Origin of the sequence: Cellulomonas jepli (genome assembly GCF_047229345.1) — a bacterium.
In the GTDB taxonomy this organism is placed as follows: domain Bacteria; phylum Actinomycetota; class Actinomycetes; order Actinomycetales; family Cellulomonadaceae; genus Cellulomonas_A.
Map to the genome: position 1 here is coordinate 1 of NZ_JBFTER010000008.1, position 23504 is coordinate 23504.

Consider the following 23504-nt stretch of genomic DNA (forward strand, 5'->3'; position numbering starts at 1 on the left):
GCCGGCACCCCGGTCGTGCGGACGGCGGCCGGCTCCGGCGGGCTGCCCGGCCGGCTGTCGGACACCGGCGCCGACGTCGGGCTCGCGCTGCTGGTCGGTCTCGGCCTGCTGGGCACGGGCGCCGGCGTGCTGACGGTGCGGCGCCGGCTGCGGCCCGGCGCCCCGACGGTGGACTGACACCGACCACCGGGCACCCCGGGACGGCTCGGATCACGGCCCGGCACCTCGCAGAGGTGCCGGGCCGCGACGCGCCGGCGGTCCTGCCGCAGCCGGCCGGTCCGGGCCGGCGACGTTCGACCCGTCGTCCCCGGGGGTGCTCGTGGTCGGGACCAGGCTCGTGCCCGGAGCGGTCGCCGTCCTGCTGCACCGTGCCGACGCGCTGCGCCGCGGGGTGCCTCCCGGTGCTCCCGGGCCGCCACCGGACGCCGCGAGCGTGCCGTCCTCGCGCTGCTGAGGTGCCGATCCGCCCCGACAGGGCCAGGATCGGAGCAGGCACGAGGAGGTGTTCTGCATGGGGGTCCCCCGTGGACGTCGGTACGTGGTGCTCGCTGCGGCCCTCGTGGCGCTCCTCGCCCTCGCCGGGTGCGGCGTCACGCGCGGTGACGAGGGGGGCGAGAACCGCCGGCTGCGGATGATGATCCCCAACTCCCCGGGCGGCGGGTACGACCAGACCGGGCGCGCGGCGACCCGGGTCATGGAGTCCGAGGACCTGACCGGCCGGTTCGAGGTCAGCAACGTCATCGGGGCCAGCGGGACGGTCGCGATGCAGCGGCTCGTGAACGAGCGCGGCGCCGAGGACCTGCTCATGACGATGGGGCTCGGCGTCGTCGGGGCGACGTACACCAACGGGTCGGACGCGCGCGTGAGCGGGGCGACGCCGATCGCGCAGCTCATCGAGGAGCAGGAGGGCCTGCTCGTGCCGGCCGACTCGCCGTTCGAGACCGTCGACGACCTCGTCGAGGCGTGGCGCGCGGACCCGGCGAGCATCCGGGTCGGCGGCGGGTCGAGCCCCGGCGGGCCGGACCACCTGTTCCCGATGCAGCTCGCGCAGGCGGTCGGCGTCGACCCGACGGAGGTCAACTACATCGTGTACGACGGCGGCGGACCCCTCACCACGGCCCTCCTCGGGGCCAAGATCGACGTCGGCACGTCGGGTCTCGGGGAGTTCGAGGGGCAGCTCGCCGACGGGTCGCTGCGGGTGCTCGCCGTCTCGGGCGAGGAGCGGCTCGACGCGGTCGACGCGCCGACGCTCGTCGAGTCCGGCATCGACCTCGTGTTCACCAACTGGCGCGGGGTGCTCGCGCCCCCGGGCATCTCCGACGCGGTCCGCGACCAGCACGTCGCGCTGCTCGAGGAGATGCACGGCAGCGACGCGTGGCAGGAGGCGCTCGAGACCAACGGCTGGGTCGACGCGTTCCGGACGGGCGACGACTTCGAGGAGTTCCTGGTCGAGCAGGACGACCGCGTCTCGAGCACGCTCGACGAGCTGGGGCTGCTGTGAGCGGCGACGGCGGCGCGATGCCGGGGGGTGAGGTCCGGGCGACGCAGCACGCGGACGCCCACGCCGGACCGGACGCCCACGCCGACCTCGGGCCCGACCGCGCGCAGTACGGGCTCGCGGCGGCGCTCGCGGTGGTCGGCGTGTGGACCGTGATCGACTCCGCGGGCATGCGCCCCGGGTTCGCCGACCAGGCCGTGCCGCCCGGTGCGTTCGGGTGGGTCATCGGCATGTCGCTCGTCGTGCTCGCGGTGATCCTGGCCGTGGCGACCGCGCGCGGCGACCGGCCCGAGGCCGAGTCCGGCGAGGACGTCGACCTCGACCAGAGCACCGACTGGCGGACCCTCTCCGGGCTCGCCGGGGTGTTCGTGGCCACCGTCGCGCTGATCGACTGGCTCGGCTGGGCGATCGTCGGCGCGCTGCTGTTCGCGGGCGCCGCGACCGTGCTCGGCAACCGGCACTGGGTGCGCAACCTCCTGATCGGCGCGGTGCTGTCGGTCGCGTCCTGGTACGGGTTCTACGTCGGGCTCGGCATCCCGATCCCGGCGGGCGTGCTGGACGGCGTCCTGTGACGCGCGCCCGCGGCCGGCGGAGCCCGGTGACGGACGGAGCCCGCTGATGGACGCGCTGCTCACCGGCCTGGAGATGGCCCTCCAGCCCGAGAACCTCCTCTACGCCGTCGTCGGCGTGCTGCTCGGCACCGCGGTCGGGGTGCTGCCCGGCATCGGCCCGGCGATGACCGTCGCGCTGCTGCTGCCCGTGACGTACAACGTGTCGCCGAGCGCGGCTCTCATCATGTTCGCCGGCATCTACTACGGCGGCATGTACGGCGGCTCGACGACGTCGATCCTGCTCAACACGCCCGGGGAGTCGTCGTCGGTCATCACCGCGCTCGAGGGCAACAAGATGGCCAAGACGGGACGCGCGGCGCAGGCGCTCGCGACCGCGGCGATCGGGTCGTTCGTCGCGGGCACGATCAGCACGATGCTGCTCGTCGCGATCGCCCCGACCGTCGCGGAGTGGGTCGTCGTCCTCGGGGCGCCGTCGTACTTCGCGATGATGCTGCTCGCGCTCGTGGCGGTCACGTCGGTGCTGGGCAGCTCGAAGCTGCGGGGCTTCATCGCGCTCGCGCTCGGCCTGTGCATCGGGCTCGTCGGCACGACGACGGGCCAGGCGCGGCTGACGTTCGACAACCCGCTGCTCGCGGACGGCATCGACATCGTGGTCGTCGCCGTCGCGATCTTCGCCGTCGGGGAGGCCCTGTGGGTCGCCGCGCACCTGCGCCGCCGGCCGCTCGAGGTGATCCCCGTCGGGCGCCCGTGGATGGACCGCGAGGACTGGCGCCGGTCGTGGAAGCCGTGGCTGCGCGGGACGGCGTACGGGTTCCCGTTCGGCGCGCTGCCCGCGGGCGGCGCGGAGATGCCGACGTTCCTCTCGTACATCACCGAGCGGCGGCTCGCGGGCAAGCACCGCGCCGAGTTCGGCAAGGGCGCGATCGAGGGCGTCGCCGGGCCCGAGGCGGCGAACAACGCGTCGGCCGCGGGCACGCTCGTCCCGCTCCTCGCGATCGGCCTGCCGACGACGGCGACCGCGGCGGTGATCCTCGCCGCGATGCAGAGCTACGGCCTGCAGCCCGGCCCGCAGCTCTTCGAGGCGGAGCCCGAGCTCGTCTGGACGCTGCTCGCCAGCCTGTTCGTCGCGAACACGCTGCTGCTCGTCATCAACCTGCCGATGGCGCCGCTGTGGGCCCGGCTCCTGCGCCTGCCGCGGCCGTACCTGTACGCGGGCATCCTGTTCTTCGCGGTGCTCGGCGCGTACAGCGTGAACTTCCAGTGGTTCGACGTCGCGCTGCTCGGCCTGTTCGGGGCGCTCGGGTTCGCGATGCGGCGCTTCGGGCTGCCCGTGCTCCCGCTCATCGTCGGCGTGATCCTCGGGCCGCGGCTCGAGGAGCAGCTCGCGCAGGCGCTGCAGCTCTCGGGCGGGGACGTCTCGGCGCTGTGGAGCGAACCCGTCGCGATCCTCGTCTACGTGGTGATCGCGGCGCTGCTGCTCGGACCGCTCGTCCTGCGGCTGATCCCCGGCCGGCAGGCTCCCGAGCGGCTGGAGGACGAGGTCGAGGCACTCGAGGAAGAGGTGAGGTCATGACCGTCGTCGTGGGCTGGACGGCCGACGCCCGGGGGCGTGCGGCGCTCGAACGCGGCGCGCACGAGGCGCGGGTGCACGGCGAGCCGCTGCTCGTCGTCAACGCGACGACCGGGACGTCGACCGTCGACGACCGGTTCGCGGGGGAGTCGGACGTCGCGGGGGTGCACGCGCTGATCGAGTCGCTCGGCATCGAGGCGGAGGTGCGCCAGCCCGTCGTGCGGGACGTGACCGATGCGCTGCTGGACATCGCCGAGGAGGTCGACGCGTCGGTGCTCGTCATCGGCATCCGGCACCGCTCGCCCGTGGGGAAGCTGCTCATGGGGTCGACCGCGCAGAAGATCCTGCTCGACGCGCGCTGCGCGGTGCTCGCGGTGAAGGCGGACGGCGCGCCGGGGCGGTGACCAGCACGGGTGTCGCCAGGTCGGTCCGTTGTCACCGAACGCGCACCTCGCAAAATGTCACCGTACAGTTACTTGTGAGCGCTTGTGGGCGAGAGTAATCGTACTTGCACATGTACTGATGTCACCGTACGATGACAAGATGCGCATCCACACCGCCGCTCAGTTGGGTGCCGCTGTCCGGGCGCGGCGGAACGCGGACGGGCTCACGCAGGCGGCGCTCGCTTCGCGAGCGGGTATCTCTCGCCGGACGCTCATCGCCATCGAGCAGGGGCACCCGGCTGGCGAGATCGGCCGGGTGCTCGATGTCCTTCACGCCCTCGGCCTCGACATCGAGCTTGCGCCGGCCCCCTCCGGGCGCGACGGCGACGAGACCGATCTGCTCGACGTCGCAGGACAAGGTCTGTGACGACCCGGGTCCTGCACGTCCTCCTCCACGGCAGCCATGCCGGCGACGTGACGCAGGATGGCGGAGGCAACCACACCTTCCGCTACCGGGACGAGTACACGGCAGACCCGGCTGCGACACCGCTGTCGTTGTCCATGCCTCTGGGGGGCGTCACTTACCGGAAGCGGACGGTCGACGCCTTCATGAACGGGCTCCTCCCGGACAACGACGCCGTCCGTGAGCGCTGGGCGCGCGACCTGGATGCGAAGTCGACGAACGCATTCTCCCTGCTCGCGCGGATGGGCCTCGACTGCGCGGGCGCCGTCCAGTTCACCGAGCTGGAGCCGGCGGAAGCCCTGGCGCGCGACGGCGAGCTCGTTCCCCTGACCGAGGCCGACATCGCCGCTCGGCTCCGACGGCTGCGAGGTGACCAGAGCAGCTGGGTCGTCTCGGGCGAGCGGTGGTCGTTGTCGGGCGCGAACTCGAAGTTCACGTTGGCGCGCGGCGTCGACGGCCGGTGGAACGAGGCGCTCGGTGCTGCGCCATCGACGCACATCGTCAAACCCGGCCTCACCGAGTACAGGGCGCAGGCTCTGAACGAGTACCTGTGCCTGGCGGCGTGCGCTGCTCTTGGGGTCCGCGCGGCCCGCACCGAGTTCCAGGTGTTCGCGGAGGAGCCGGCCGTCGTCGTCACCCGGTACGACCGCGCTCGCGGTCCTGAGGGGGCGGTGCGGCGGCTGCACCAGGAGGACATGTGTCAGGCGCTGTCCGTCCCGCCGACGCGGAAGTACGAGACCTCCCGGGGACCCACCGCGCAGATGATCCTGCGGCTCCTGCGCGACAACCGGGCGCCGGACGAGGACCTGTACCGCTTCGTCGACGCGCTGGTCCTCAACTACCTGCTCGGGGCGCCAGACGCGCACGCGAAGAACTACTCCGTCCTGCTGCAGGGCCGGCAGGTCCGGCTGGCGCCGATGTACGACGTCGCCTCGGCGCTGCCGTACGAGGCGGAGCGCCGGGACCACGAGCTGGACAAGGCGGCGATGGCAGTCAACGGCGAGAAGCGGTTCGGGTACGTCACCGGGCACGACTGGGCGGCGTTCGCCCGAGGTAACGCGCTGGACGCGGGTCGGGTGGTCGACCGTGTCCGCGACCTGGCGGAACGACTCCCGGACGCGCTGGCGACGGTGGCTGCGCCGCACCCGGGCGACCTGGCGAACCGGCTGGTGCCCCGCGTCGCCGCGTACTGCACGAACGCCGTCCGGTCCCTGCGTCGGGGCGGCGCCTACGACTGAGGTGGCCGGCTGACCCGCACATCCATGCCACTCGGTCGGGTTCTCCCGACGGCTGTGAAACGTTTAGATCTTGCGCGACTGGAAAGCGTTCTCCTAGTCTGCGGAAACCGCTTCCCGAGGCCGCGGGCGGAAGGTCCGTCCGGCCTGCGCCAGCCCGGGAGGCCGGCAGTCCCACATGCAGCGGGACGACAGCGCACGCCGACCTGACAGTCCCACAAGCAGCGGGACCACAGCACACGCCGACCCGCCACGGAGCGGCGTCCATGCCGGAGAGGGCCACCCGCGGACCGACAGCGTTCACGCCGGGAGCACCACGGCACAGCACCACAGCAACGCCCCGAGTTCAAAGACGAAGGAGAGGCAACGATGAGAGCAGCACGAGCACGACGTCCCCTGGCAGCAGGAGCCACGCTCGCCCTGGCGGCGACGATGGGCCTGACCGCCCTGGCGACGTCGGGAGCGCAGGCCGCGGTCTCGGGCACCGCCAACGGCTTCGCGGCCGGCACCACGGGCGGTGCCGGCGGCCAGACCGTGCGGGCCACGACGGGTACCGCGATCCACGCCGCGCTCTGCGCCCGCGCCAGCAAGTCGACCCCGATCGTCATCGAGGTCGAGGGCACGATCAACCACGGCAACACGTCGCAGGTCTCCGGCGCCGGCTGCAGCACCGCGGCGGGCGTGATCGAGCTCAAGGGCATCAGCAACGTCTCGATCGTCGGCGTCGGCAGCGGCGCGACGTTCGACCAGCTCGGCATCCACATCCGTGACTCGAGCAACATCATCATCCAGAACGTCACGGTCAAGAACGTCAAGAAGTCGGGCTCGCCCACGTCGAACGGCGGCGACGCGATCGGCATGGAGAGCACGGTCCGCAACGTCTGGGTCGACCACGTGACGCTCGAGGCGTCGGGCGGCGAGTCCGCCGGCTACGACGGCCTCTTCGACCTCAAGAACGACGTCGAGAACGTGACGCTCTCCTACGCGATCCTGCGGAACTCGGGCCGCGGCGGGCTCATCGGCTCGAGCGAGTCCGACACGGGCAGCGGCAACATCACGTTCCACCACAACCTGTACTCGAACATCGACTCGCGCACCCCGCTGCTGCGTGGCGGCGTCGCGCACATCTACAACAACCACTACGTGCAGCTGCACGAGTCGGGGATCAACTCGCGCGCCGGCGCCAAGGCCAAGGTCGAGAACAACTACTTCGAGGACTCGAAGGACGTGCTCGGCACGTTCTACACGGACCAGGCCGGCACCTGGCAGACCGCCGGCAACATCCTCGACAACGTCACGTGGTCGAGCAAGGGCGGGGACACGAACCCGGCCGGCCCGGGCATGGCGTCGACGACGACGGTCAGCGTCCCGTACTCCTACCGCCTCGACGGTGCGAGCTGCGTCCCGGCGATCGTGAGCCAGACCGCCGGCGCCAACAAGGGCCTGCGCGTGTCGGACGGCTCGTGCACCCCGACCAACCCGACGCCGAACCCGACCTCGACGGCCACGCCGACGTCCAACCCGACGCCGACGGCCACGAGCAACCCGACCCCGACCCCGACGTCGGGCACGCCGACCGGCACCAACCTCAGCATCGGGGCGGGCGCGGACGGGTCGAGCAAGGCGAGCGGCACCAGCTACGGCAACGTGATCGACGGCAGCACGAGCACCTACTGGTCCCCGAGCGGCTCGACCGGGAAGATCTCGGTCAAGTGGGGCTCTGCGAAGTCGGTGTCGAAGGTCAACATCGTCAGCGCCTCCGGCGGCGGCACGATCGGCTCGTGGCGCATCCTGAACGGCGACTCGGGCGCGGTCCTGGCGACCGGCAGCGGCACCGGGGTCGTCTCGTTCTCCTCGACGTCGCTCAAGAAGGTGACGCTCGAGATCACGTCCGCCTCGGGAACCCCGCGCATCGCGGAGCTCGAGACGTACGCGGGCTAGTCCCGTAGCGATCGGCTGTGGGTGGTGCCCTTCCCCCGGGGCGCCACCCACAGCCGTGTCCTGCGCCGTCCTCGCCGGCCGTGCCTCCTCGTCACGTCGGCCGCCTCACCTCCAGGGTCGCGCTGGTCACGGCGGTCACCTCACCCCCGGGGTCACGCCGATCGCGTCGGCCCCTCTGGCACCCTGGGCGCATGACCCGTCCCGCCTCGGCCGCCGCGACCGTGCGCCGCGCCGGCGCCGCCGTCCTGCCCGCGCTGCTCGCGCTGCTGACCCTGGTCGCCGGCGCCGGGCGGGCCGCGGCCGAGCCGCCGCAGGACCTGCGCGACGAGGTCACGGACCAGGCGGGCGTCCTCGGGGCCGGTGCCGACGACGTCGCGGCCGCGCTCGACGGGCTCGCCGACGCGACGCCGTACCAGCTGTTCGTCGTCTACGTCGCGACGTTCGACGGCCTCGACGCCGCCGACTGGGCGGACCGGACCGCAGCTCTCTCGGACCTCGGGCGCGACGACATCCTGCTCGCGGTCGCCGTCGACGACCGGCGGTACCAGGTGTCCGTGGACGAGGCGATCGCCCTGACCGACGACGACCTGCGCGTCGTCGAGACCGAGTACGTCGAGCCCGCGCTGCGCGACGACGACTGGGCCGGTGCGGCGGTCGCGGCAGCCGAGGGGTACGCGGCGGTGGCCGGCGACGGTGGCCCGGGCGGTGCGTCGGGCTCCGGCGGCTCCGGTGCGGCCCCGTGGCTCGTCGGCCTCGGCGTCCTCGGCGCCGTCGGGGTGGGTGGCGCGCTCGTGCGGCGGCGGCGCGCCGCGACGGCCGGGCCCGCGACCGTGCCGCTCCGCGAACTCGAGCAGCGTGCGGGCGCGGCGCTCGTCGCGGTCGACGAGGCGGTGCAGTCCTCGACGCAGGAGCTCGGCTTCGCGCAGGCCCAGTTCGGCACGGCGGCGACGCGCGTCTTCGAGGACGTCCTCGCCGAGGCCCGGTCGACCCTCGCGGCGGCCTTCGCCGTCCGGCAGCGGCTCGACGACGACGAGCGGGAGTCGCGCGACGAGCGCCGCGCGCTGCTCACCCAGGTCCTCGACCTGTGCGCCCAGGCCGACGCCGCGCTCGACGGCCAGAAGCAGGCGTTCGGCGCGCTCCGGGACCTGCACGCGCGGGCGCCCCAGGTGCTGACCGACCTCGGCCTGCGCACCGAGGAGGTGGCCGGGCGGCTGCCCGCGGCCCGCGCCGCGCTCGACGCGCTCGGCGCCACGTACGCGCCCGCCGCGCTCGCGTCCGTGGCCGGTCACGTGGACCGTGCGGCCGCGCTGCTCGACCGCACGCGGACCGTCGTCGCCGCGGGCACCGCCGCCCTCGACACCGATCGGGGCTCGGCCGTCGAGCTCGCGCGGACCGCCGAGGGCTGCCTCGGGCAGGCCGTGGCGCTGCTCGACGCCGTGGGCCGGGCCGGCGACGACCTCGCGGCGGCGCCCGCCCGCATCGACGCCGCGTCGGCCTCGCTCGCCGCGGACGTCGACGCCGCCGCCCGGCTGGCACCCGACGACGACGCCGTCACCGCCGCGGTCTACGCCGCACGCGCCGCCCGGTCCGCGGCGGCTGACCCGCGGGCGTCCGCCGACCCTCTCGCGACGCTCGCCGCCCTGACCACCGCCGAGGAGCACCTCGACGGGCTGCTCGCGCCGCTGCGCGCCGAGGAGGAGAACCGCGCGCGGGCTCGTGCCCGGCTCGCCGCCGCGCTCGCATCCGTGCGCGCGGAGATCGGCTCGGTCGCGGAGGTCATCCGCCTCGACGCCGCCGTCGTCAGCGCGGCGCCGAGGACCAGGCTCGCCGAGGCGCAGCGGCTCGCCGGTGAGGCGGAGGCGCTCGCGGACACCGACCCGGTCGCGGCGCTCGCGCACACCCAGCACGCGGCCCGGCTGCTCGCGGAGGCGCGGACCCTGGCCGGCACGGAGGCCGCGGTCGCGCGCGCCGCCGCCCGGCCGGACCCCGGCCCGAGCTGGTCGACGGGCGGGTCCTGGAGCTCGTCGTCGTCCTCCGGCGGCGGGTGGCTCGGCGGCTGGGGTGGCTCGGGTGGCTCGTCCTCCGGTGGGGGCTGGAGCGGCGGGTCCTCGCGCCGGAGCTCGTCGAGCTCGCGCCGGTCGTCGTCCTCGAGCTCGCGCAGGTCGAGCTCGTCGTCGCGTCGGAGCTCGAGCTCGGGGCGCAGCAGCGGGCGACGCGGCGGCGGCGGGCGGTTCTGACCGTCGTCGGCCGCGCCACGGACCTCGCCGCCCCGCACGTCGCGTGGTCGCGGGCAGCCGGGCCGCGCCCCTGCGCCGCCGCGCCGCCAGCTTCCCTGCCCCGCACCTGGCGTGGTCGCGGGCGGTCCCGACCCCTCCGCCCAACCCCGCGCTGCCGACCCGGGCACACCGACCTAGCCTCGACGCATGACCGGACCCCCGCTCACGACGCCCGACGGTCGCTACCTCGTGGTCCGTGGACGGCTCTGGCGGCGCTCCGACCCCACGCTCACCCCGGAGCGCCGGGACGAGCTGACCCGCGCGCTCATGCAGGCCCGGCGCGACAAGCGGACGGCGATGCGGCGTGAGGACCGCGAGCAGCGGGAGGAGGCCCGCGCGCGCGTGGACGCCGCGAAGCGGGCGCTCGGCGAGCGGGGTCCGGTGTGGTGGTCCGACGGCACCCCGGACCTGACGCGGCACCTGGCCCGGACCACCCCGTACGCGGACTGGTACGCGTCGCTCGCGGAGGCGCCGGAGCCGGAGCCGGAGGTGGAGTCCGACCCGGAGGCGGAGGCGTCCGCGCCCTCGTCGAGCGGATCGACCCAGCGCGCCTGAGCCCGGACCCGGAGCTCCGCGCCGTGGCACGGTGGCGCCTCCCGTCACAGCAGCCCCGCGAGCCGGTACAGCACGAGCGACCCCGCGACGGCGACGTTCAGGCTCGCCCCCGTGCCGACCATCGGGATCTCGACGACCTGGTCGAGGAGCCCGAGCGCCTCGGGCGGGATGCCGGTCTGCTCGTGGCCGAGCACGACGACGGTCCGGCGCCGTGCCGCGGGCAGGTCGCCGAGCCGGATCGCCTCGTCGGCGAGCTCGACGCCGACGACCGCCGAGCCGACGTCGCGCTGCTCGGTGAGCCACCGGACGCGGTTGCCGGTCCAGTGCACGCACGCCGGGCGACGCAGCGTGTTGCCGCGCTCGAGCGCCTCGGGGACCCACGGCAGGCGGGGCACCGCGAGGCACGCGCCGACGGCGTCGCACGTGCGCAGGAGCGTGCCGAGGTTGACGCCGTGCAGCGGCCACAGGGGCGCGACGACGAGGTGGTCCCAGCAGCCGTGCGCCCGGCGGCGGCGCTCGTGACGCAGGTCCTTGCGGCTGCGGACCCGGACGGGGCTCACGGGCGGGGCACCCTGGGGTGCCCGTGCGCCGCTCATCGGTGGTGAGGGGCGGACCCTCCGGGGCGGGTGGTGCTCGGGCGTGCGCTGCGTGTCATCGCGGTCGGCGCTTCGCGGCGCGCCGGGGCCATCACCGGGGGAGGAGCGGCGACAGCATGCCACGGCGAGCCGTCCGGGTCGAGGGAGCCCGGTCCGGGGACCGGCCCGGCCAGGTTCTGTCCAGCGCTCGGCCCGGCCGGTCACCCCGAGGACGGGACGTACCTCCTGCGCCACGAACCCATCGGCTGAGCCCGTTCGCCGGGCGTGGCGGGGCCCGGTCGGGCTACGGTCGTCGCCTCGGGAACCGAGACTCCACGGGGGCTGCTGCGGAAGTGTGGGTGACTGATGGGCGGCGTGATCTTCCTCCCCGACGGGCGCAACTGGTCGGTGTCCTCGTCGGTGTTCGCGTGGGTCGTCGAGACGCTCGCCGATCGTGCGCAGGACCCCGGGCTCGCGGGGCATCTGCGGACGATCGCGGACCACAACCTCGGCAGCCTCGCGCTCGACGACGTCCCCCCGTGGCAGCGCGCGGAGCTCGGGGGGCTGATCCGCCAGCTCCCGTGGATCGCCCGCGCGGCGCTCCCCGTGACCTCGTCGCGCGACACGGTCGTCGCGCAGATCAGCGAGCTCGCGGAGCTGGTCGAGCAGCAGGGCTGAGCCCGGCCTCGCCAGGCGCTCGCGGTCCGTGCCAGGGTCGGTGCGACGGTCCCGACCCGACGCTGGAGGCATCCGCATGGATCTGACGGAGCTGCAGGCGCGCGCCCGCACGGTGCGGGCCCGCTACGCGGACGTCGAGCGGGCGGCCTACGGGCGGAGCTGGACGACTGAGGAGCTGATGCTCGGCTTCCTCGGGGACGTCGGCGACCTCGCGAAGCTCGTGCAGGGCAAGGCCGGCGTGCGCCCGCGCGCGGACCTCGACGAGGCGCTGGCGCACGAGCTCGCCGACTGCCTCTGGTCGGTCCTCACGCTGGCCGACGCGTACGGCGTCGATCTCGAGGCGGCTTTCGTCTCGACCATGGACGGGCTCGACGCGCACCTCGCGGCGCGGCAGGGTGAGGTGTCATGACGCGGTTCGTGGTGGACGCCGGTGCGGTGCTGCGGATCGCGGCGGACGGGGTCACCGTCGCGGAGGGGCACGAGCTGCTCGCGCCGACGCTCGTGCGCTCCCAGACCCTGTCCCTGCTGCACGAGGCGGTGCACCGCGGCGAGCTCGCGGCCGACGTCGCGCGCGAACGGCTGCGGCTCGTCGGGCGGCTCCGGATCCGGTTGCTCGGCGACGCGGTGCTGCGGCGCACCGCGTGGGACGTCGCGACGGAGCTCGGCTGGGCGTCGACGTACGACGCCGAGTACGTGGCGCTGACCCGGCTCCAGGCGGACGCGCTCGTGACGACGGACGGCGGGCTCGCGCGCCGGGTCGAGGGCGTCGTCCGCGTCGCGCCGTTCGACGAGCTGAGCGCGCGGGCCTGACGACGGCGCCCTGCGCTCGTCGGCCTCGGAGGCGGCGCCCGTCGACCACCGCTCGGGCTTCCCGGCGCCGCTTGTCGACCGCCGTCCGGCCTCTCAGGCGGCGTGCACCGACCGCTCCTCGGCGGCGGCCAGGTCCGGGAAGAGGCGTGCGAGTGCGTCGCGCGCGTGCTGCACCGCGAGGTCCTTGGCCTTCGCCTCGAGCATCACGTCGAGCGGGCCCGGTGCGCTCCGGAGCAGGTCGACGAGGTCGAAGGGGGAGATGAAGTCGGCGTGCGGGGTGAGCCTGGGCGCCACCGGCACGTGCTCGGTGCGCCGCGTACCCGGCACCTTCCGGTCGACGTGCTCGAGGTCGACGCGTGGGCTCGACAGGTGCACCTTGGGCCGCACGCCCAACGCCCACGTCCGGTAGGTCGCGGCCAGCGCGTCGGCGGGCGGCAGGTCGACCGAGCCGGCCGTCGCGCGGTGGTGGTGGTGGTCGTAGGCGATGCGGACCCCGGTCCGGCGGTGCAGCTCGAGCACGTCGGCGACGCCGAACGGGCCGTCGTCGTTCTCGAGCGCGAGCCGCGCCTGCGCGCTCGGCGAGAGGGTCTCGTAGGCGCGCGCCCAGCGGTCGAGCGCGGACGGGCGGTCGCCGTAGAGGCCGCCCACGTGCACGACGACGGCGGCCTCGGGGCCCTGCCCGAGCGCGTCGAGCAGCGCGGTGTCCTGCTCGAGGTCCGCGACCGAGCGCGCCGTCAGCCCGGGGTCCGCCGAGTTGATGACCGTGTACTGGCCGGGGTGCGTGGACAGGCGCAGGCCCTGCTCGCGCGCGCGAGCCCCGAGCGCGTCGAGCCGGTCACGGCACTCGTCGAGCTGGCGCCGGTAGTGCAGCTGCGGCAGGTCGGGGTGGGTGCCGTAGGGGATCGTCTGGCTCGAGAGCCGGAACACCGTGACGTCGATGGCCCGCAGGTGGTCGAGCACCGCGTCGAGCAGCTCGAGCGAACGGGACAGGTGCGGGCCGCTCTGCCACCGCCGGGAGTCCGCCGACGCGAGGCCGCCCGCGCCGAGGACCTTGACCGGGAAGCCGAGCCGGTAGGGGAACGTCACCGGTCCATCGTCGGTGCGGCGTCCGGGGTGCGCGCGCCGGGGGCCGAGCGGTGCACGCACGCGCGTGCTGCGCCCGGCGGGACGACACGTGCGTGGAGTGCACGTCACGGCGGACCTGGCTCGGGAGCCGGGCCCGCCGTGACGCACGACGCGCTGGTCGGCGCTCAGCCCTCCGCGAGGATCACGTCGATCTGGCCCATGGCCTCGGTGAGGCCCTCGACCATGCCCATCTCGACCAGCTGCTGCATGTGCTCGGCCGACTGGAAGCTCGACGTCACGGTCATGCGCGTGCCCTCGGGGATCTCCTCGAGCACGACCTGGGCGCGCAGCGTCGGCATCGAGTCGTTCGGGGTCCCGTCGTCGTCCGAGAAGCCGTCCTCGAAGGCGAGCGACCACGGCTCGTCGACGGAGTCGAAGCGCCACCAGCCCTGTGCCTTCTCCCCGTCCGGGCCGGTCATGTAGTACGTCGCGCGGCCGCCGACGGTGAGGTCGTGGTCGACGAACGTGGCCGGCCACGTCGGCGGACCCCACCAGCGCTCGAGCTGGCGCGGGTCGGACCAGAGCTGCCAGACGCGGGCGGGCGGTGCGGCGAGGTCGGCGACGATGCTGAGGCTGAGCGCCTGCTCGTCCTTGGTGGTGCTGACGACCGTCATCGGACGTCTCCTTCGGGTGGGAGGGCGAGGAGGTCCTCGATGCGCCCGATGCGGCCGCGCCAGAGCTCCTCGTAGACGTCGAGCAGCCGTACGGCTGCCCGGATGGTGCCGATGTCGCCGCGCACGATCTGCTCGCGTCCGCGGCGCTCCTTGCTGACGAGGCCGGCTCGTTCGAGGACGGCGACGTGCTTCTGGACGGCCGCGAAGCTCATCGCGTAGCTGCGGGCGAGCGTCGAGACCGAGGCCTCGGAGCCCATCACGCGGCGCACGATGTCGCGGCGGGTCGCGTCGGCGAGGGCCCCGAAGAGGCGGTCCGCGTCGTCGTCGTCCGGCCGATCTACAACCATAAAGTTGTACGTTAGCCGCGGACCGGGCAGTGCACAAGAGTCGATGTACGCCCGCCGCGCCTGGAGACACGAGTCAGCCCCGCTGACGTCAGGAACGCGCCGCCTCAGCCGCAACCGTCAGGGCTCGAGCTGCCTGCTCGCCGAGCCCGTGCTCGGCGAGCAGGGCGCCCGCGGCGTCGAGGTCGGACGTCGGGTCGGCTCCGGTGCGCACCTTGAGCTCCGCGCGGTACAGCAGCGCCTCGAACGCCTCGACCGGCGGGGCGTCGGGGAACCGGACGAGCCCCGCGTCGAGCACCGCGATCGCCTGGGCGTCGTCACCGCGCGCGTCCCCCTGGCGTGCGGCGACGTCGATCACGCGGCCCAGCCCGGACCGTCGCTCCGTCACGTCGTCCTCGGACGAACCTGCCCGGTAGAAGCGGAGCCAGTTGCCGCCCACGTCCACGACCGAGAACCCGGTCGCGGTACCGGCCTTGCGCCGGGGCGGGAGCAGGCGCGGGATGCCCGTGACCGGGACCTTGCCGAACCGCGCACGCAGCCCGGCCTTGAACGCGTCGTGGCGCTCACCCGGGTCGGCGACGGTGATGATGGCGTTGCCGTACGACGTCGCGGGGTCGAACCCGTCCGGCCGTCCCGTCCCCTTCCGGCCGCGCCGCGGCTCACATGTTCATCATGCTCCCGGGGTCGTCGTCGCTGCCCACCTCGGGGAAGGAGCGCGCGTCCTCCTCGGTCGTCTCCTCCTCGGCCAGGATCTCGTCGACCGTGTCGTCCGCCTCGGGCGTGCGGTCGGTGCTCTCGCTCATCGTGACCTCCTCCTCGAGGGCCGCAGGGCACGGCCCACCGCCAGGCTAGGCACGCGTCCGGTCCGGCGCCGGTCGAGGTGACAGCCGTCCCGCCGCGTCCGGCGGGGACCGTCGTCCGCCCGCGCGACCCCGCCCCCGCGGGCGTCGCCGGTTCGCAGCGCGCGCCCGCGAGGGCCGACGCATACTGGCGCCATGGCGACGGAGCGGGACACCTACCGCGCCCTGCGGATCGCCACGATCGTGCTCCTCGCGATGCTCGCGACGGCGGTGGTCGGCCAGGCGGTCGTGGCGGGCTGCTGGCAGACGTCGCTCAGCGCGTACTACTGGACGGCCGCGCACGGGGTCGTCGTCGGAGGCCTCTGCGCGATCGGCGCGTGCCTCGTCGTGTACCGCGGGAGCTCCGACACCGAGGACGTCGTCCTCGGCATCTCCGGCTACCTCGCGTTCGTCGTCGCCATGGTCCCCGTGCGGCCGGAGCCGCTGTGCGGGGGACCCGGGCTGCCGCCGTGGGACGTGAGCGCGAGCGTGCGCAACAACGTCGGCGCCGTGCTCGTCGCCGCGGCGCTCACCGAGCTGCTCGCGTACCTGATCGGGCGCCGCGCCCGCCCGCCGCGCGACCTCGACGGGCCCGGGCGGTTCTGGCGGTGGGTCAAGTGGGCCGTCCTCGTGGCCGTCGCCGCGGCGTACGTGCTCGCACCCGAGCAGCTCGAGCAGCACGGGCACTACGTGGCGGCCCTGGTGATGTTCGCGGGCATCGTCGTCGTGGTGGTCGTGAACGCGTTCTCGTCGCGGCGGGAGGAGCCGTCGTCGCGCTTCTCGACCGCGTACTGGGTCGTGGCGGCGTCGATGGTGCTCACGCTCGTCGTCGAGATCGTGCTGCGGCAGGGCGAGTCCGGCGCCGAGCGGGGCGTGCTCGTGGTCGAGTCGCTGCTCGTGCTGGAGTTCGCGGCCTTCTGGGTCGTGCAGACCGTCGAGCTGTGGGGCTACCCGACGCGGACCGCGCGCGTGCAGGACCTCCGCGTCCAGGCGCTCGCGGCCAGCGCCCCCGCCGAGGACCGCGCGGGCGACCACCTCACGCGGGCGCCGCACAGCGGCTGACCGGGTCGCGCGCGCGCCCCTCGTCGGGCATCGTGCACGTGTGACGACTCACTCGAACGGGTCAACGGAGACCACGTCCGCGCCCGGCTGCCCGGTCCGCAAGCTGACCCGCCCGGACGACGCCGCGCTGCCGGCGCTCGAGCTCAGCGCGTCGGGCGACGAGCCGCGCTGGGTCGTCCGGACCTTCGACGTCGCCCGCGAGGTCCTGCGTGCCTCCGAGGGGGTGCGGCAGGCCGGCTTCGGCGGGGACCGGATCCACCGGGCCGGACCGCGCATGCGGCCGCCGATCCTCTACCTCGAGGGTCAGGAGCACCACACGCAGCGCCGCGCTGCCGCCCGCCTCTTCGCGCCCAAGGTCACCGAGGACTACCGCGACCTCATGGAGGAGGTCAGCGAGCGGCTGGTCGGGAGCATCGGGACGCGCCGCCCCGTCGACCTGAGCCGGCTCTCGCTGCTGATGGCGGTGCACGTCGCCGGCCGGGTCATCGGCCTGACGAGCTCGCCGGTGCGGGGCATGAGCCGGCGCCTCGACGCGTTCTTCGCGGGCGACTCGACCGAGAAGGTCACCGACCTCGGCTCGCTCGTGCGGTCGCTGCGCCGGAACTCGGCGCTCGCGCGGTTCCACTGGTTCGACGTCCGGCCCGCGATCCGCGCGCACCGCCGCCGCGCCGCCGCCGGCGCACCCGGGCAGGACGACGTGATCGCCCAGCTCGTCGAGCAGGGCTTCAGCGACCTCGACATCCTCACCGAGTGCGTGACGTACGGCGCCGCGGGCATGGCGACGACGCGGGAGTTCATCACCGTCGCCGCCTGGCACCTGCTCGACGACCCGGCGCTGCTCGCCCGGTACCGCGCGGCCGGCCGGGACGAGCGCCTCGCGATCCTCGACGAGACGCTCCGGCTCGAGCCCGTCGTCGGGCACCTGTACCGCCGGACCACCGCGCCGCTGGCGCTCGCCGGGCCGGACGGGCCCGTCGACCTCCCGGAGGGCACGCTGATCGACCTCGACATCCGCGCGATCAACGCGGAGCACGCCGTCGTCGGGGACGACCCGCTCGGGCTGTGCCCCGGGCGCGACCTGCCGCGGGGCGTGCCCGCGACCCTGATGAGCTTCGGCGACGGCCACCACCGCTGCCCGGGCGCGCCGCTCGCGATCATGGAGACCGAGGTGTTCGTGACCGCGCTGCTGCGCCGCGACGTGGTCGCCGACGGGCCGCCGCACGTGCGGTGGAACGAGGTCACGCAGGGCTACGACCTCGACCGGTTCCTGGTGCGCCTGCGGGGCTGACCGCAGCACCCCGCTGCTCTCGGGTGAGGCCCCCCGCCTCGCTCAGCCGGCGTCGAGCACCTCGCGCAGCCGCCGCGCGAAGGCCTCCGGGTGCTCGACGAAGCCCACGTGGTCGCCCGGGAACAGCGTGGGCTCGACGCCGAGCTGCCGCGCGAGCGCGGTCGACGTGAGGTCGCACAGCTGACCCGCCGACTCCTCGCCGAGGCCCACGACGACGCGCGGCGTCCCGGTGCGCAGCGCCTCGACGTCGGGGACCCACCGGGTCGTCGCCCGCAGCTCGTGCAGGAAGAACCGGCGCTCGTCCGCGACCTCCTGCGGGTCGCGCTCGGGGAACCCGCCCGCCGGCTCGGGCTGCGCGCCCGACGGCCCGTGCTCGCCCGCCTCGTCGATGTCCGCCTCCGCGAGGAACAGCGCCCACGCCGCGCCCGGTCCGTCCGAGAGGTACGTGGCGATCATGCGGTCCGTGGCGGCGCGACGGCGCTCGCGGTCGTCGAGCAGCTCCTCGAGCGGCGGCTCGTGCGCGACGACCGTGCGGACCTGCTCGGGGTGCGCCTGCGCGAGCGCAAGCGCGGTCACGGCGCCGCCGCTCGACCCGACGACGACCGCGGGCCCCGCGCCGAGGTGCGCGAGGAGGCGCGAGAGGTCGTCGGCGCGCAGCTCGGGGGTCGAGTCCTGCTCGGGGTCGTCCAGCGGGCTGCGGCCGATGCCGCGCGGGTCGGTGGTCAGCACCGTGCAGTCCGCGGCGAGGAGCTCCGCGAGCGGCGTGAACGCGCGCGCGTCCATCGGTGACCCGACGAGGACCACGACGGGCCCGGCGCCGCGCACCTCGTGGTGCAGGCGGACGCCCGGCGCGGCCAGGGTGCCGGTGGTCGTGAGTGCGGTGGGGGTGCTGGCCATGAGGTCCTCCGGTGGGTGTCGCCGCGACGACGGCACCGTCCGAGGGTGCGTCGAGGGGTGGACCGGCGCGGGGACCCGGACTCATCGCGGCACGGCCGCGCGCCTCTCGGCCGATCCGGGCGGGTTCAGTACGGTATGTCCGCTCGGGACACCACGGGGGATCGACGGAAGACGGCGGATCATGCGGATCGCGGGGAGCTCGAGGTTCGACGCACGACCGGGGGCGACGCGATGAGCGTCGTCACCGTCGCGGTGCTGCTGGGGATCATCGTCGTCCTGCTGATGCGGTCGCGGCAGGTCCGCGCGGAGATCGCGGTGGTCTGCATCCTGTTCGGGCTCGTGCTCGGGGCCACCCCCGCGGGGCCCGCGGTGCGCCAGTTCCTCGAGTTCATCGGGGACTGGATCTGGACGCTGCTGCAGACGTGGTGACGACCCGGCGCTGACGCACGCGGTGCGGTCCGAGGCTGGTTGCACCTTTCGATGCAGGTCCACGATCGCCATCCTGCGCCCGGCGCGGGCGGGGGGCCCCGATTCCTAGCGTCGTCACGTCCGCACGACGTCGACGAGAGGGATCCGTCATGACCGCCACCGCTGTGCTCGAACCGCCACCGCCGACCGCTGAGAGGGGCGGTGCCGTCGGCCTCGTGCGGCGCCGTCCCCTGCTGTCCTTCTTCGTGCTCGCGAACCTCGCGAGCTGGATCGCCTGGCTGCCCTACATCCTGTCCCGGCACGGTCTCGGCGTGTGGGACTTCGAGTTCCCCGGGGGATCGGGCGGCGGGCAGCTGCTCGGGATGCTCCCCGGCGCCTACCTCGGCCCGATCGGCGCGGCCCTGCTCGTCACCGTGCTGTGCGACGGGCGGGCGGGACTGCGCACCTGGGCCCGGCGCCTGTGGCGGTGGCGGGTCGGGTGGTGGTGGTACGCGGGCATCCTGCTCGGCGTCCCGGCCGCGATGATCCTGTCGCTGATGGTCTTCACCGGCGGGGTCGTGCACGCGCCGTCCGCGACCGTGCTCGTGGCGTTCGTGCCCGGGCTGCTCATGCAGATGGTCACGACCGGGCTGGCCGAGGAGCCGGGCTGGCGCGACTTCGCGCTGCCGCGCGCGCAGCGCCGGTTCGGCCCGCTGCCCGCGGTGGTCCTGGTCGGTGTGCTGTGGGGCGTGTGGCACCTGCCGCTCTACCTCACGGAGTGGGGCGGCGGGCCGGGCGTGCCCTGGTACCGGCCGGCCGGGCTGGTCGTGTTCTGCGTGGTCTTCAACGTCGTGATGACGTGGGTGTTCAACTCGACGCACGAGAGCCTGCCCATGGCGATGCTGCTGCACGTCAGCGTCAACAACTTCGCCTCGGTCGCCGGGGCCGACATGTTCCCGACGGTCGACCGCGACACGTTCCAGCACGCGCTGATCCTCGGCTCGGTCGTCGTCGGCGGCGCCCTCGTCGCGGCCACCCGCGGACGACTCGCCTACCGCGGCGGGCAGGCGCCCCTATCGTGACCCGCGTGACCGAGGACCCGCGCCGCTCCCTGCGTCCCGCACGGATCGCCGTCCCGGCGGCCTGCGGGGGGCTGGCGGCCGCGTTCCTCGTCGCCGCCACGATCCTGCACGCGGCCGACCCGCAGGCCGCCGTCGGGATGCCGGCGCTCGGCGCGCCGGCCTGGTGGTGGGCGGTCGCGGTCCTGACCGTCCAGGCGGTGGCGCTCGCTGCGCGGCCCCGCGCCACTCCCGGCGTGCTCGTCGCGGTGGCCGCCGGGGTGCCCGCGCTCGCCGTCCTGGGCGAGGGCGTCGGCGCGGCCCTCGTCGCGGTGCCGGTCGCGGCGTACGAAACCGCGGTCGGCGACCGCCGGGAGCGCGCCCGGCCGGCCCTCGTCGTCGCGGCCGTCCTCGTCGCGGTGGGCGTCGCGGCGAGCGAGCTGCTCATCGGCAGCGCAGCAGCGGTGGCGGTCGTCGCCGGGGCGCTCCAGGCGGTCGGCGCCATCGGGCTCCCCGTCCTGGCCGCGCTCGTCGTCGGGTCCCGCCGCGACGCGCGCGAGGCCCGGGCGGACACCCTCGCGGCACGCACCCGGGAGCGCGATGCGCTCGTGCAGGTCGCCGTGGAGCGGGAGCGCACGGCGATGGCGCGCGAGCTGCACGACATCGCCGCCCACCACCTGTCCGGGATCGCGGTGATGACCGGCGCGATCGGCCGGCAGATCGACGTCGACCCCGCGGGGGCGAAGGTCGCGGTCGCTCAGGTCCGTGAGCAGAGCACGGCGATGCTGCGTGACCTGCGCAACCTCGTCGTCCTCCTGCGGGACACCGACGCGCCCGACGACGCGGACGGCTCCGTCCGGATGGAGACGGTCGCGGGCGTCGCCGAGCTCGTCGCGGGCGCGCGCGAGTCGGGCGTCGACGTGACGCTGGACCACGCCGGACCGGTCGACGACCTCGCGGCCACGGGCGCCGTCGGGCCGCTCGCCCAGCTCGTCGTGTACCGGACGGTCCAGGAGGCGCTCGCGAACGCCGTCCGGCACGCACCGGGGGCGCCGTGCCAGGTCCGCCTCGACGCGCGGGACGGGGGCGCCCTGGTCGTCACGGTGCGCAACGACGCCCCGCCAGCCCGCGACGCCGTGCCTCCGCACCAGCCCGGGTACGGGCTCGTCGGGATGCGCGAGCGGGCCGAGGTCACCGGGGCCACCCTCCGCTACGGTCCTCGTGCCGCCGGGGGGTGGGAGGTCCGCCTCGTCGTCCCCGCGGCGGACCGGACGACCACGGGGGGAGACGCACCATGACCGGGAGCGGCACCGGCAGCGGCAGCGGCAGCGGCGCCGGTGGCACCGACGGCAGCGCCACGGCCGGCGGCAACGTCACCGGCGGCACCGCGCGGACCGTCCGGGTCGTCGTGGCCGACGACCAGCCGCTCGTGCGCGCCGGGCTGACCACGATGCTCGGCAGCGAGCCGGACATCAGCGTCGTCGGGCAGGCCGGCGACGGGGCGACGGCCGTCGAGCTGGCCCGCGCGCTGCGGCCCGACGTCGTGTGCATGGACATCCGCATGCCCGGCACCGACGGCATCACCGCGACGCGCGCGCTGTGCGGCCCCGACGTCGACGACCCCGTGCCCGTCCTGATCCTCACGACGTTCGACGTGGACGAGTACCTGTTCGGCGCCCTCGAGGCCGGGGCGTCCGGCTTCCTGCTCAAGGACGCCGAGCCCGAGACGCTGATCGACGCCGTGCGGTCCGTCGCTGCCGGCCACGGCATGCTCGCGAACGCCCTGACCAAGCGGGTGCTGCGTGAGGTCGTCACGCGTCGCCGGACGCAGCCCGTGACGGCGGCGCGCGCGACCGAGCTCCTGACGCCCCGCGAGCTCGACATCCTGCTGCTGCTCGCACAGGGGATGTCCAACGAGGAGATCGCCGGCGCGCTCGTGCTCGAGGTGTCGACGATCAAGTCGCACCTGGCGCGCGCGATGCCCAAGCTCGGCGTGCGGTCCCGGCTGCAGGCGGTCGTCTGGGCGTACCAGAACGGCATCGTCGAGCTCGGCGGCTGACGGGCGCGGCCGCACCGGCTCCCTCAGGGCGCCGCCGCCCCGGCTCAGTCAACGCGCAGCCGCACCGGTCCCGTCAGAGCGCCTCGGCACCACCGTCGTCCGCGGGCACGTCGCGCGGCTCGTCGTGCGCGGCGCGCGGGTCGCGTCGCCGCTCGCGCGAGCCCGCCCGCCAGCTCGCGCGCGGGAGCCGCTGCACGATGCCGGGGCCGGTCGCCTCCGAGCCGACGTGCAGGAGGTGCAGGTCGGTGGTGTGCGCCGGGTTGGCCGGCTGCGCGCGCACGAGCAGGACCGCGCCGCGCCGGGGGCGCGCGTGCCAGAACCACGCGTCGCGGGACCGTCCCTCGACCGTCTCGACGAGGCAGCGCGACCCGTGGTTCGCGGTGTGGTGGACGCGCCGGACCCGCACGAGCTCGATGCCGGGCGCACGGCTCGCCTCGACCGCGTCGGCGTGGATCGCGGCGAGCTGGTCCTGGCGCGCCTCCCCGCCGAGCACCCACCACCGCCGCGGCCCGAGGCGCCACCACGTCCACCCGAGCGCGCCGAGCAGCGCGAGCGCCGCGACGCCCGTCAGGACGCCGAGGACGGCGCGCAGCCAGCCCGTCGCGAGGAGCGTCAGCACGAGCCCGACGGCCACCACCCGCGGTCCCCACCGGCGCGCGAGCCACAGGTGGTCGTCGGTGAGGCGGTCGTCGGTCGCCGCGACCACCACGCGCACCCGGGCGCCGTGCTGACGCAGCGCGGCGGCACCGGGCCCGACCGCGGCCCGCACGCGGGACGTCGACGACGCGCGGCCCGACCCGGCGGGGGCCTGCGGCTCGGCGTCGGGAGCGGGTGGTGCGGGCTGCACGTTGTCGGGGCCGACCCCCGACGGCCGCGGGCGCAGCGCGTCGCGCGCGTTCGCGGGTCGCATGCGTGCGCGCCACGGCCCCGTGCTGCGTGGGGAGATGCTGCGTGGGGAGATCAGCCGGTCGGGGCGGCGCGGTCCCCACCCGGGCACGTGCGGCGTGGGGAACTGCTCGGGCGCCGGCTCCGCCTCGGGTCGCGCGGGCTGGCCGATGCGCGCGTCGCCGTTCAGGTGCGGCTCGCCGACGGAGGACGTGCCGCCCGGGATCGGTGCCCACGCCGGGGCGTCGTCGGTGCGGGGGGTCGTGGCCGGCACCTCGCGCGTCGCGCACACGGGGCAGTCCACGCCCGGGCCGGGCGGGGCGCTCAGGACGTGGTGGCCGCAGCGCGGGCACGGGTAGGCCATGCGCG

General features: G+C 75.0%; 25 protein-coding genes and 1 pseudogene. 18 read left to right on the forward strand and 8 right to left on the reverse strand.

The window, feature by feature from the left end; all coding sequences use genetic code 11:
- Positions 1 to 511: 511 nt before the first annotated feature.
- From AB6N24_RS03100 to AB6N24_RS03140, 9 genes are all read left to right on the forward strand, one after another.
- On the forward strand, positions 512 to 1501 hold the full coding sequence (locus AB6N24_RS03100; RefSeq protein ID WP_412867966.1) for a Bug family tripartite tricarboxylate transporter substrate binding protein: 990 nt from the start codon (positions 512 to 514) through the stop codon (positions 1499 to 1501).
- Positions 1498 to 2070: a tripartite tricarboxylate transporter TctB family protein gene (locus tag AB6N24_RS03105; protein ID WP_412867967.1), complete on the forward strand. Its 573-nt coding sequence runs from the start codon at positions 1498 to 1500 to the stop codon at positions 2068 to 2070. Before AB6N24_RS03100 ends, AB6N24_RS03105 begins: the two co-directional genes overlap by 4 nt.
- A 46-nt stretch (positions 2071 to 2116) precedes the next feature.
- Entirely contained in the window at positions 2117 to 3643 is a 1527-nt protein-coding gene (locus AB6N24_RS03110) for a tripartite tricarboxylate transporter permease (RefSeq protein ID WP_412867968.1), read from the forward strand.
- Entirely contained in the window at positions 3640 to 4044 is a 405-nt protein-coding gene (locus AB6N24_RS03115) for a universal stress protein (protein ID WP_412867969.1), read from the forward strand. Before AB6N24_RS03110 ends, AB6N24_RS03115 begins: the two co-directional genes overlap by 4 nt.
- Before the next feature lie 139 nt (positions 4045 to 4183).
- A complete protein-coding gene (locus tag AB6N24_RS03120; RefSeq protein WP_412867970.1) occupies positions 4184 to 4450 on the forward strand; it encodes a helix-turn-helix domain-containing protein in 267 nt (88 codons plus the stop codon).
- Positions 4447 to 5724 carry a type II toxin-antitoxin system HipA family toxin gene (locus AB6N24_RS03125; RefSeq protein WP_412867971.1) on the forward strand — a complete coding sequence of 426 codons (1278 nt, stop codon included), beginning with the start codon at positions 4447 to 4449 and terminating at the stop codon, positions 5722 to 5724. Before AB6N24_RS03120 ends, AB6N24_RS03125 begins: the two co-directional genes overlap by 4 nt.
- A gap of 366 nt (positions 5725 to 6090) precedes the next feature.
- Positions 6091 to 7662, forward strand: coding sequence for a pectate lyase family protein (locus AB6N24_RS03130; RefSeq protein WP_412867972.1), 1572 nt, complete (start codon positions 6091 to 6093; stop codon positions 7660 to 7662).
- 191 nt (positions 7663 to 7853) lie between these two features.
- Positions 7854 to 9899 (forward strand): TPM domain-containing protein, encoded by a 2046-nt coding sequence (locus AB6N24_RS03135; RefSeq protein WP_412867973.1) that lies wholly within the window; start codon positions 7854 to 7856, stop codon positions 9897 to 9899.
- Between the two features lie 186 nt (positions 9900 to 10085).
- Positions 10086 to 10493 carry a biopolymer transporter Tol gene (locus AB6N24_RS03140; RefSeq protein WP_412867974.1) on the forward strand — a complete coding sequence of 136 codons (408 nt, stop codon included), beginning with the start codon at positions 10086 to 10088 and terminating at the stop codon, positions 10491 to 10493.
- A gap of 44 nt (positions 10494 to 10537) precedes the next feature.
- Here AB6N24_RS03140 and AB6N24_RS03145 read toward each other — a convergent pair whose 3' ends face one another.
- The gene (locus AB6N24_RS03145; RefSeq protein ID WP_412867975.1) at positions 10538 to 11053 is read right to left on the reverse strand and encodes a TrmH family RNA methyltransferase; all 516 of its coding nucleotides are present in this window, start codon (positions 11051 to 11053) and stop codon (positions 10538 to 10540) included.
- Positions 11054 to 11443: 390 nt separating this feature from the next.
- On the opposite strand from AB6N24_RS03145, the gene AB6N24_RS03150 reads away from it, so the two are divergent.
- The 3 genes from AB6N24_RS03150 to AB6N24_RS03160 all read left to right on the forward strand — a co-directional run bounded on the left by AB6N24_RS03150 (position 11444) and on the right by AB6N24_RS03160 (position 12556).
- Positions 11444 to 11746, forward strand: coding sequence for a hypothetical protein (locus tag AB6N24_RS03150; RefSeq protein ID WP_412867976.1), 303 nt, complete (start codon positions 11444 to 11446; stop codon positions 11744 to 11746).
- 76 nt (positions 11747 to 11822) lie between these two features.
- Positions 11823 to 12155: a MazG nucleotide pyrophosphohydrolase domain-containing protein gene (locus tag AB6N24_RS03155; RefSeq protein ID WP_412867977.1), complete on the forward strand. Its 333-nt coding sequence runs from the start codon at positions 11823 to 11825 to the stop codon at positions 12153 to 12155.
- A complete protein-coding gene (locus AB6N24_RS03160; protein WP_412867978.1) occupies positions 12152 to 12556 on the forward strand; it encodes a type II toxin-antitoxin system VapC family toxin in 405 nt (134 codons plus the stop codon). The genes AB6N24_RS03155 and AB6N24_RS03160 overlap by 4 nt, the downstream gene beginning before the upstream one ends.
- A gap of 93 nt (positions 12557 to 12649) precedes the next feature.
- Here the strand turns inward: AB6N24_RS03160 and uvsE are convergent, their stop codons facing one another.
- From uvsE to AB6N24_RS03185, 5 genes and pseudogenes are all read right to left on the reverse strand, one after another.
- Positions 12650 to 13642 carry a UV DNA damage repair endonuclease UvsE gene (gene uvsE / locus AB6N24_RS03165; RefSeq protein WP_412867979.1) on the reverse strand — a complete coding sequence of 331 codons (993 nt, stop codon included), beginning with the start codon at positions 13640 to 13642 and terminating at the stop codon, positions 12650 to 12652.
- 164 nt (positions 13643 to 13806) lie between these two features.
- Entirely contained in the window at positions 13807 to 14295 is a 489-nt protein-coding gene (locus AB6N24_RS03170) for an SRPBCC family protein (RefSeq protein WP_412867980.1), read from the reverse strand.
- Complete coding sequence (locus AB6N24_RS03175) at positions 14292 to 14642, reverse strand: ArsR/SmtB family transcription factor (protein ID WP_412867981.1); 351 nt, start codon at positions 14640 to 14642, stop codon at positions 14292 to 14294. Before AB6N24_RS03175 ends, AB6N24_RS03170 begins: the two co-directional genes overlap by 4 nt.
- An 88-nt stretch (positions 14643 to 14730) precedes the next feature.
- Positions 14731 to 15252 (reverse strand): annotated as a pseudogene (locus AB6N24_RS23140) (DUF8817 family protein); the annotation flags it as partial.
- Between the two features lie 46 nt (positions 15253 to 15298).
- Positions 15299 to 15442: a hypothetical protein gene (locus tag AB6N24_RS03185; protein WP_258725178.1), complete on the reverse strand. Its 144-nt coding sequence runs from the start codon at positions 15440 to 15442 to the stop codon at positions 15299 to 15301.
- 192 nt (positions 15443 to 15634) lie between these two features.
- Between AB6N24_RS03185 and AB6N24_RS03190 the strand changes: the two genes are divergently transcribed.
- Together AB6N24_RS03190 and AB6N24_RS03195 are read left to right on the forward strand one after the other, a co-directional pair.
- Positions 15635 to 16540 carry a hypothetical protein gene (locus AB6N24_RS03190; RefSeq protein WP_412867983.1) on the forward strand — a complete coding sequence of 302 codons (906 nt, stop codon included), beginning with the start codon at positions 15635 to 15637 and terminating at the stop codon, positions 16538 to 16540.
- Positions 16541 to 16580: 40 nt separating this feature from the next.
- Positions 16581 to 17828 (forward strand): cytochrome P450, encoded by a 1248-nt coding sequence (locus AB6N24_RS03195; RefSeq protein WP_412867984.1) that lies wholly within the window; start codon positions 16581 to 16583, stop codon positions 17826 to 17828.
- 42 nt (positions 17829 to 17870) lie between these two features.
- Here AB6N24_RS03195 and AB6N24_RS03200 read toward each other — a convergent pair whose 3' ends face one another.
- Positions 17871 to 18725 carry an alpha/beta fold hydrolase gene (locus AB6N24_RS03200; RefSeq protein WP_412867985.1) on the reverse strand — a complete coding sequence of 285 codons (855 nt, stop codon included), beginning with the start codon at positions 18723 to 18725 and terminating at the stop codon, positions 17871 to 17873.
- 231 nt (positions 18726 to 18956) lie between these two features.
- Between AB6N24_RS03200 and AB6N24_RS03205 the strand changes: the two genes are divergently transcribed.
- The 4 genes from AB6N24_RS03205 to AB6N24_RS03220 all read left to right on the forward strand — a co-directional run bounded on the left by AB6N24_RS03205 (position 18957) and on the right by AB6N24_RS03220 (position 22250).
- Positions 18957 to 19154, forward strand: coding sequence for a hypothetical protein (locus AB6N24_RS03205; protein WP_412867986.1), 198 nt, complete (start codon positions 18957 to 18959; stop codon positions 19152 to 19154).
- Between the two features lie 149 nt (positions 19155 to 19303).
- A complete protein-coding gene (locus AB6N24_RS03210) occupies positions 19304 to 20215 on the forward strand; it encodes a CPBP family glutamic-type intramembrane protease (protein WP_412867987.1) in 912 nt (303 codons plus the stop codon).
- Between the two features lie 5 nt (positions 20216 to 20220).
- Positions 20221 to 21489, forward strand: a complete 1269-nt coding sequence (locus AB6N24_RS03215; protein ID WP_412867988.1) for a sensor histidine kinase — start codon at positions 20221 to 20223, stop codon at positions 21487 to 21489.
- Positions 21486 to 22250: a response regulator gene (locus AB6N24_RS03220; RefSeq protein WP_412867989.1), complete on the forward strand. Its 765-nt coding sequence runs from the start codon at positions 21486 to 21488 to the stop codon at positions 22248 to 22250. The genes AB6N24_RS03215 and AB6N24_RS03220 overlap by 4 nt, the downstream gene beginning before the upstream one ends.
- 73 nt (positions 22251 to 22323) lie before the next feature.
- Here AB6N24_RS03220 and AB6N24_RS03225 read toward each other — a convergent pair whose 3' ends face one another.
- Positions 22324 to 23499 (reverse strand): hypothetical protein, encoded by a 1176-nt coding sequence (locus AB6N24_RS03225; RefSeq protein ID WP_412867990.1) that lies wholly within the window; start codon positions 23497 to 23499, stop codon positions 22324 to 22326.
- Positions 23500 to 23504: the final 5 nt, after the last annotated feature.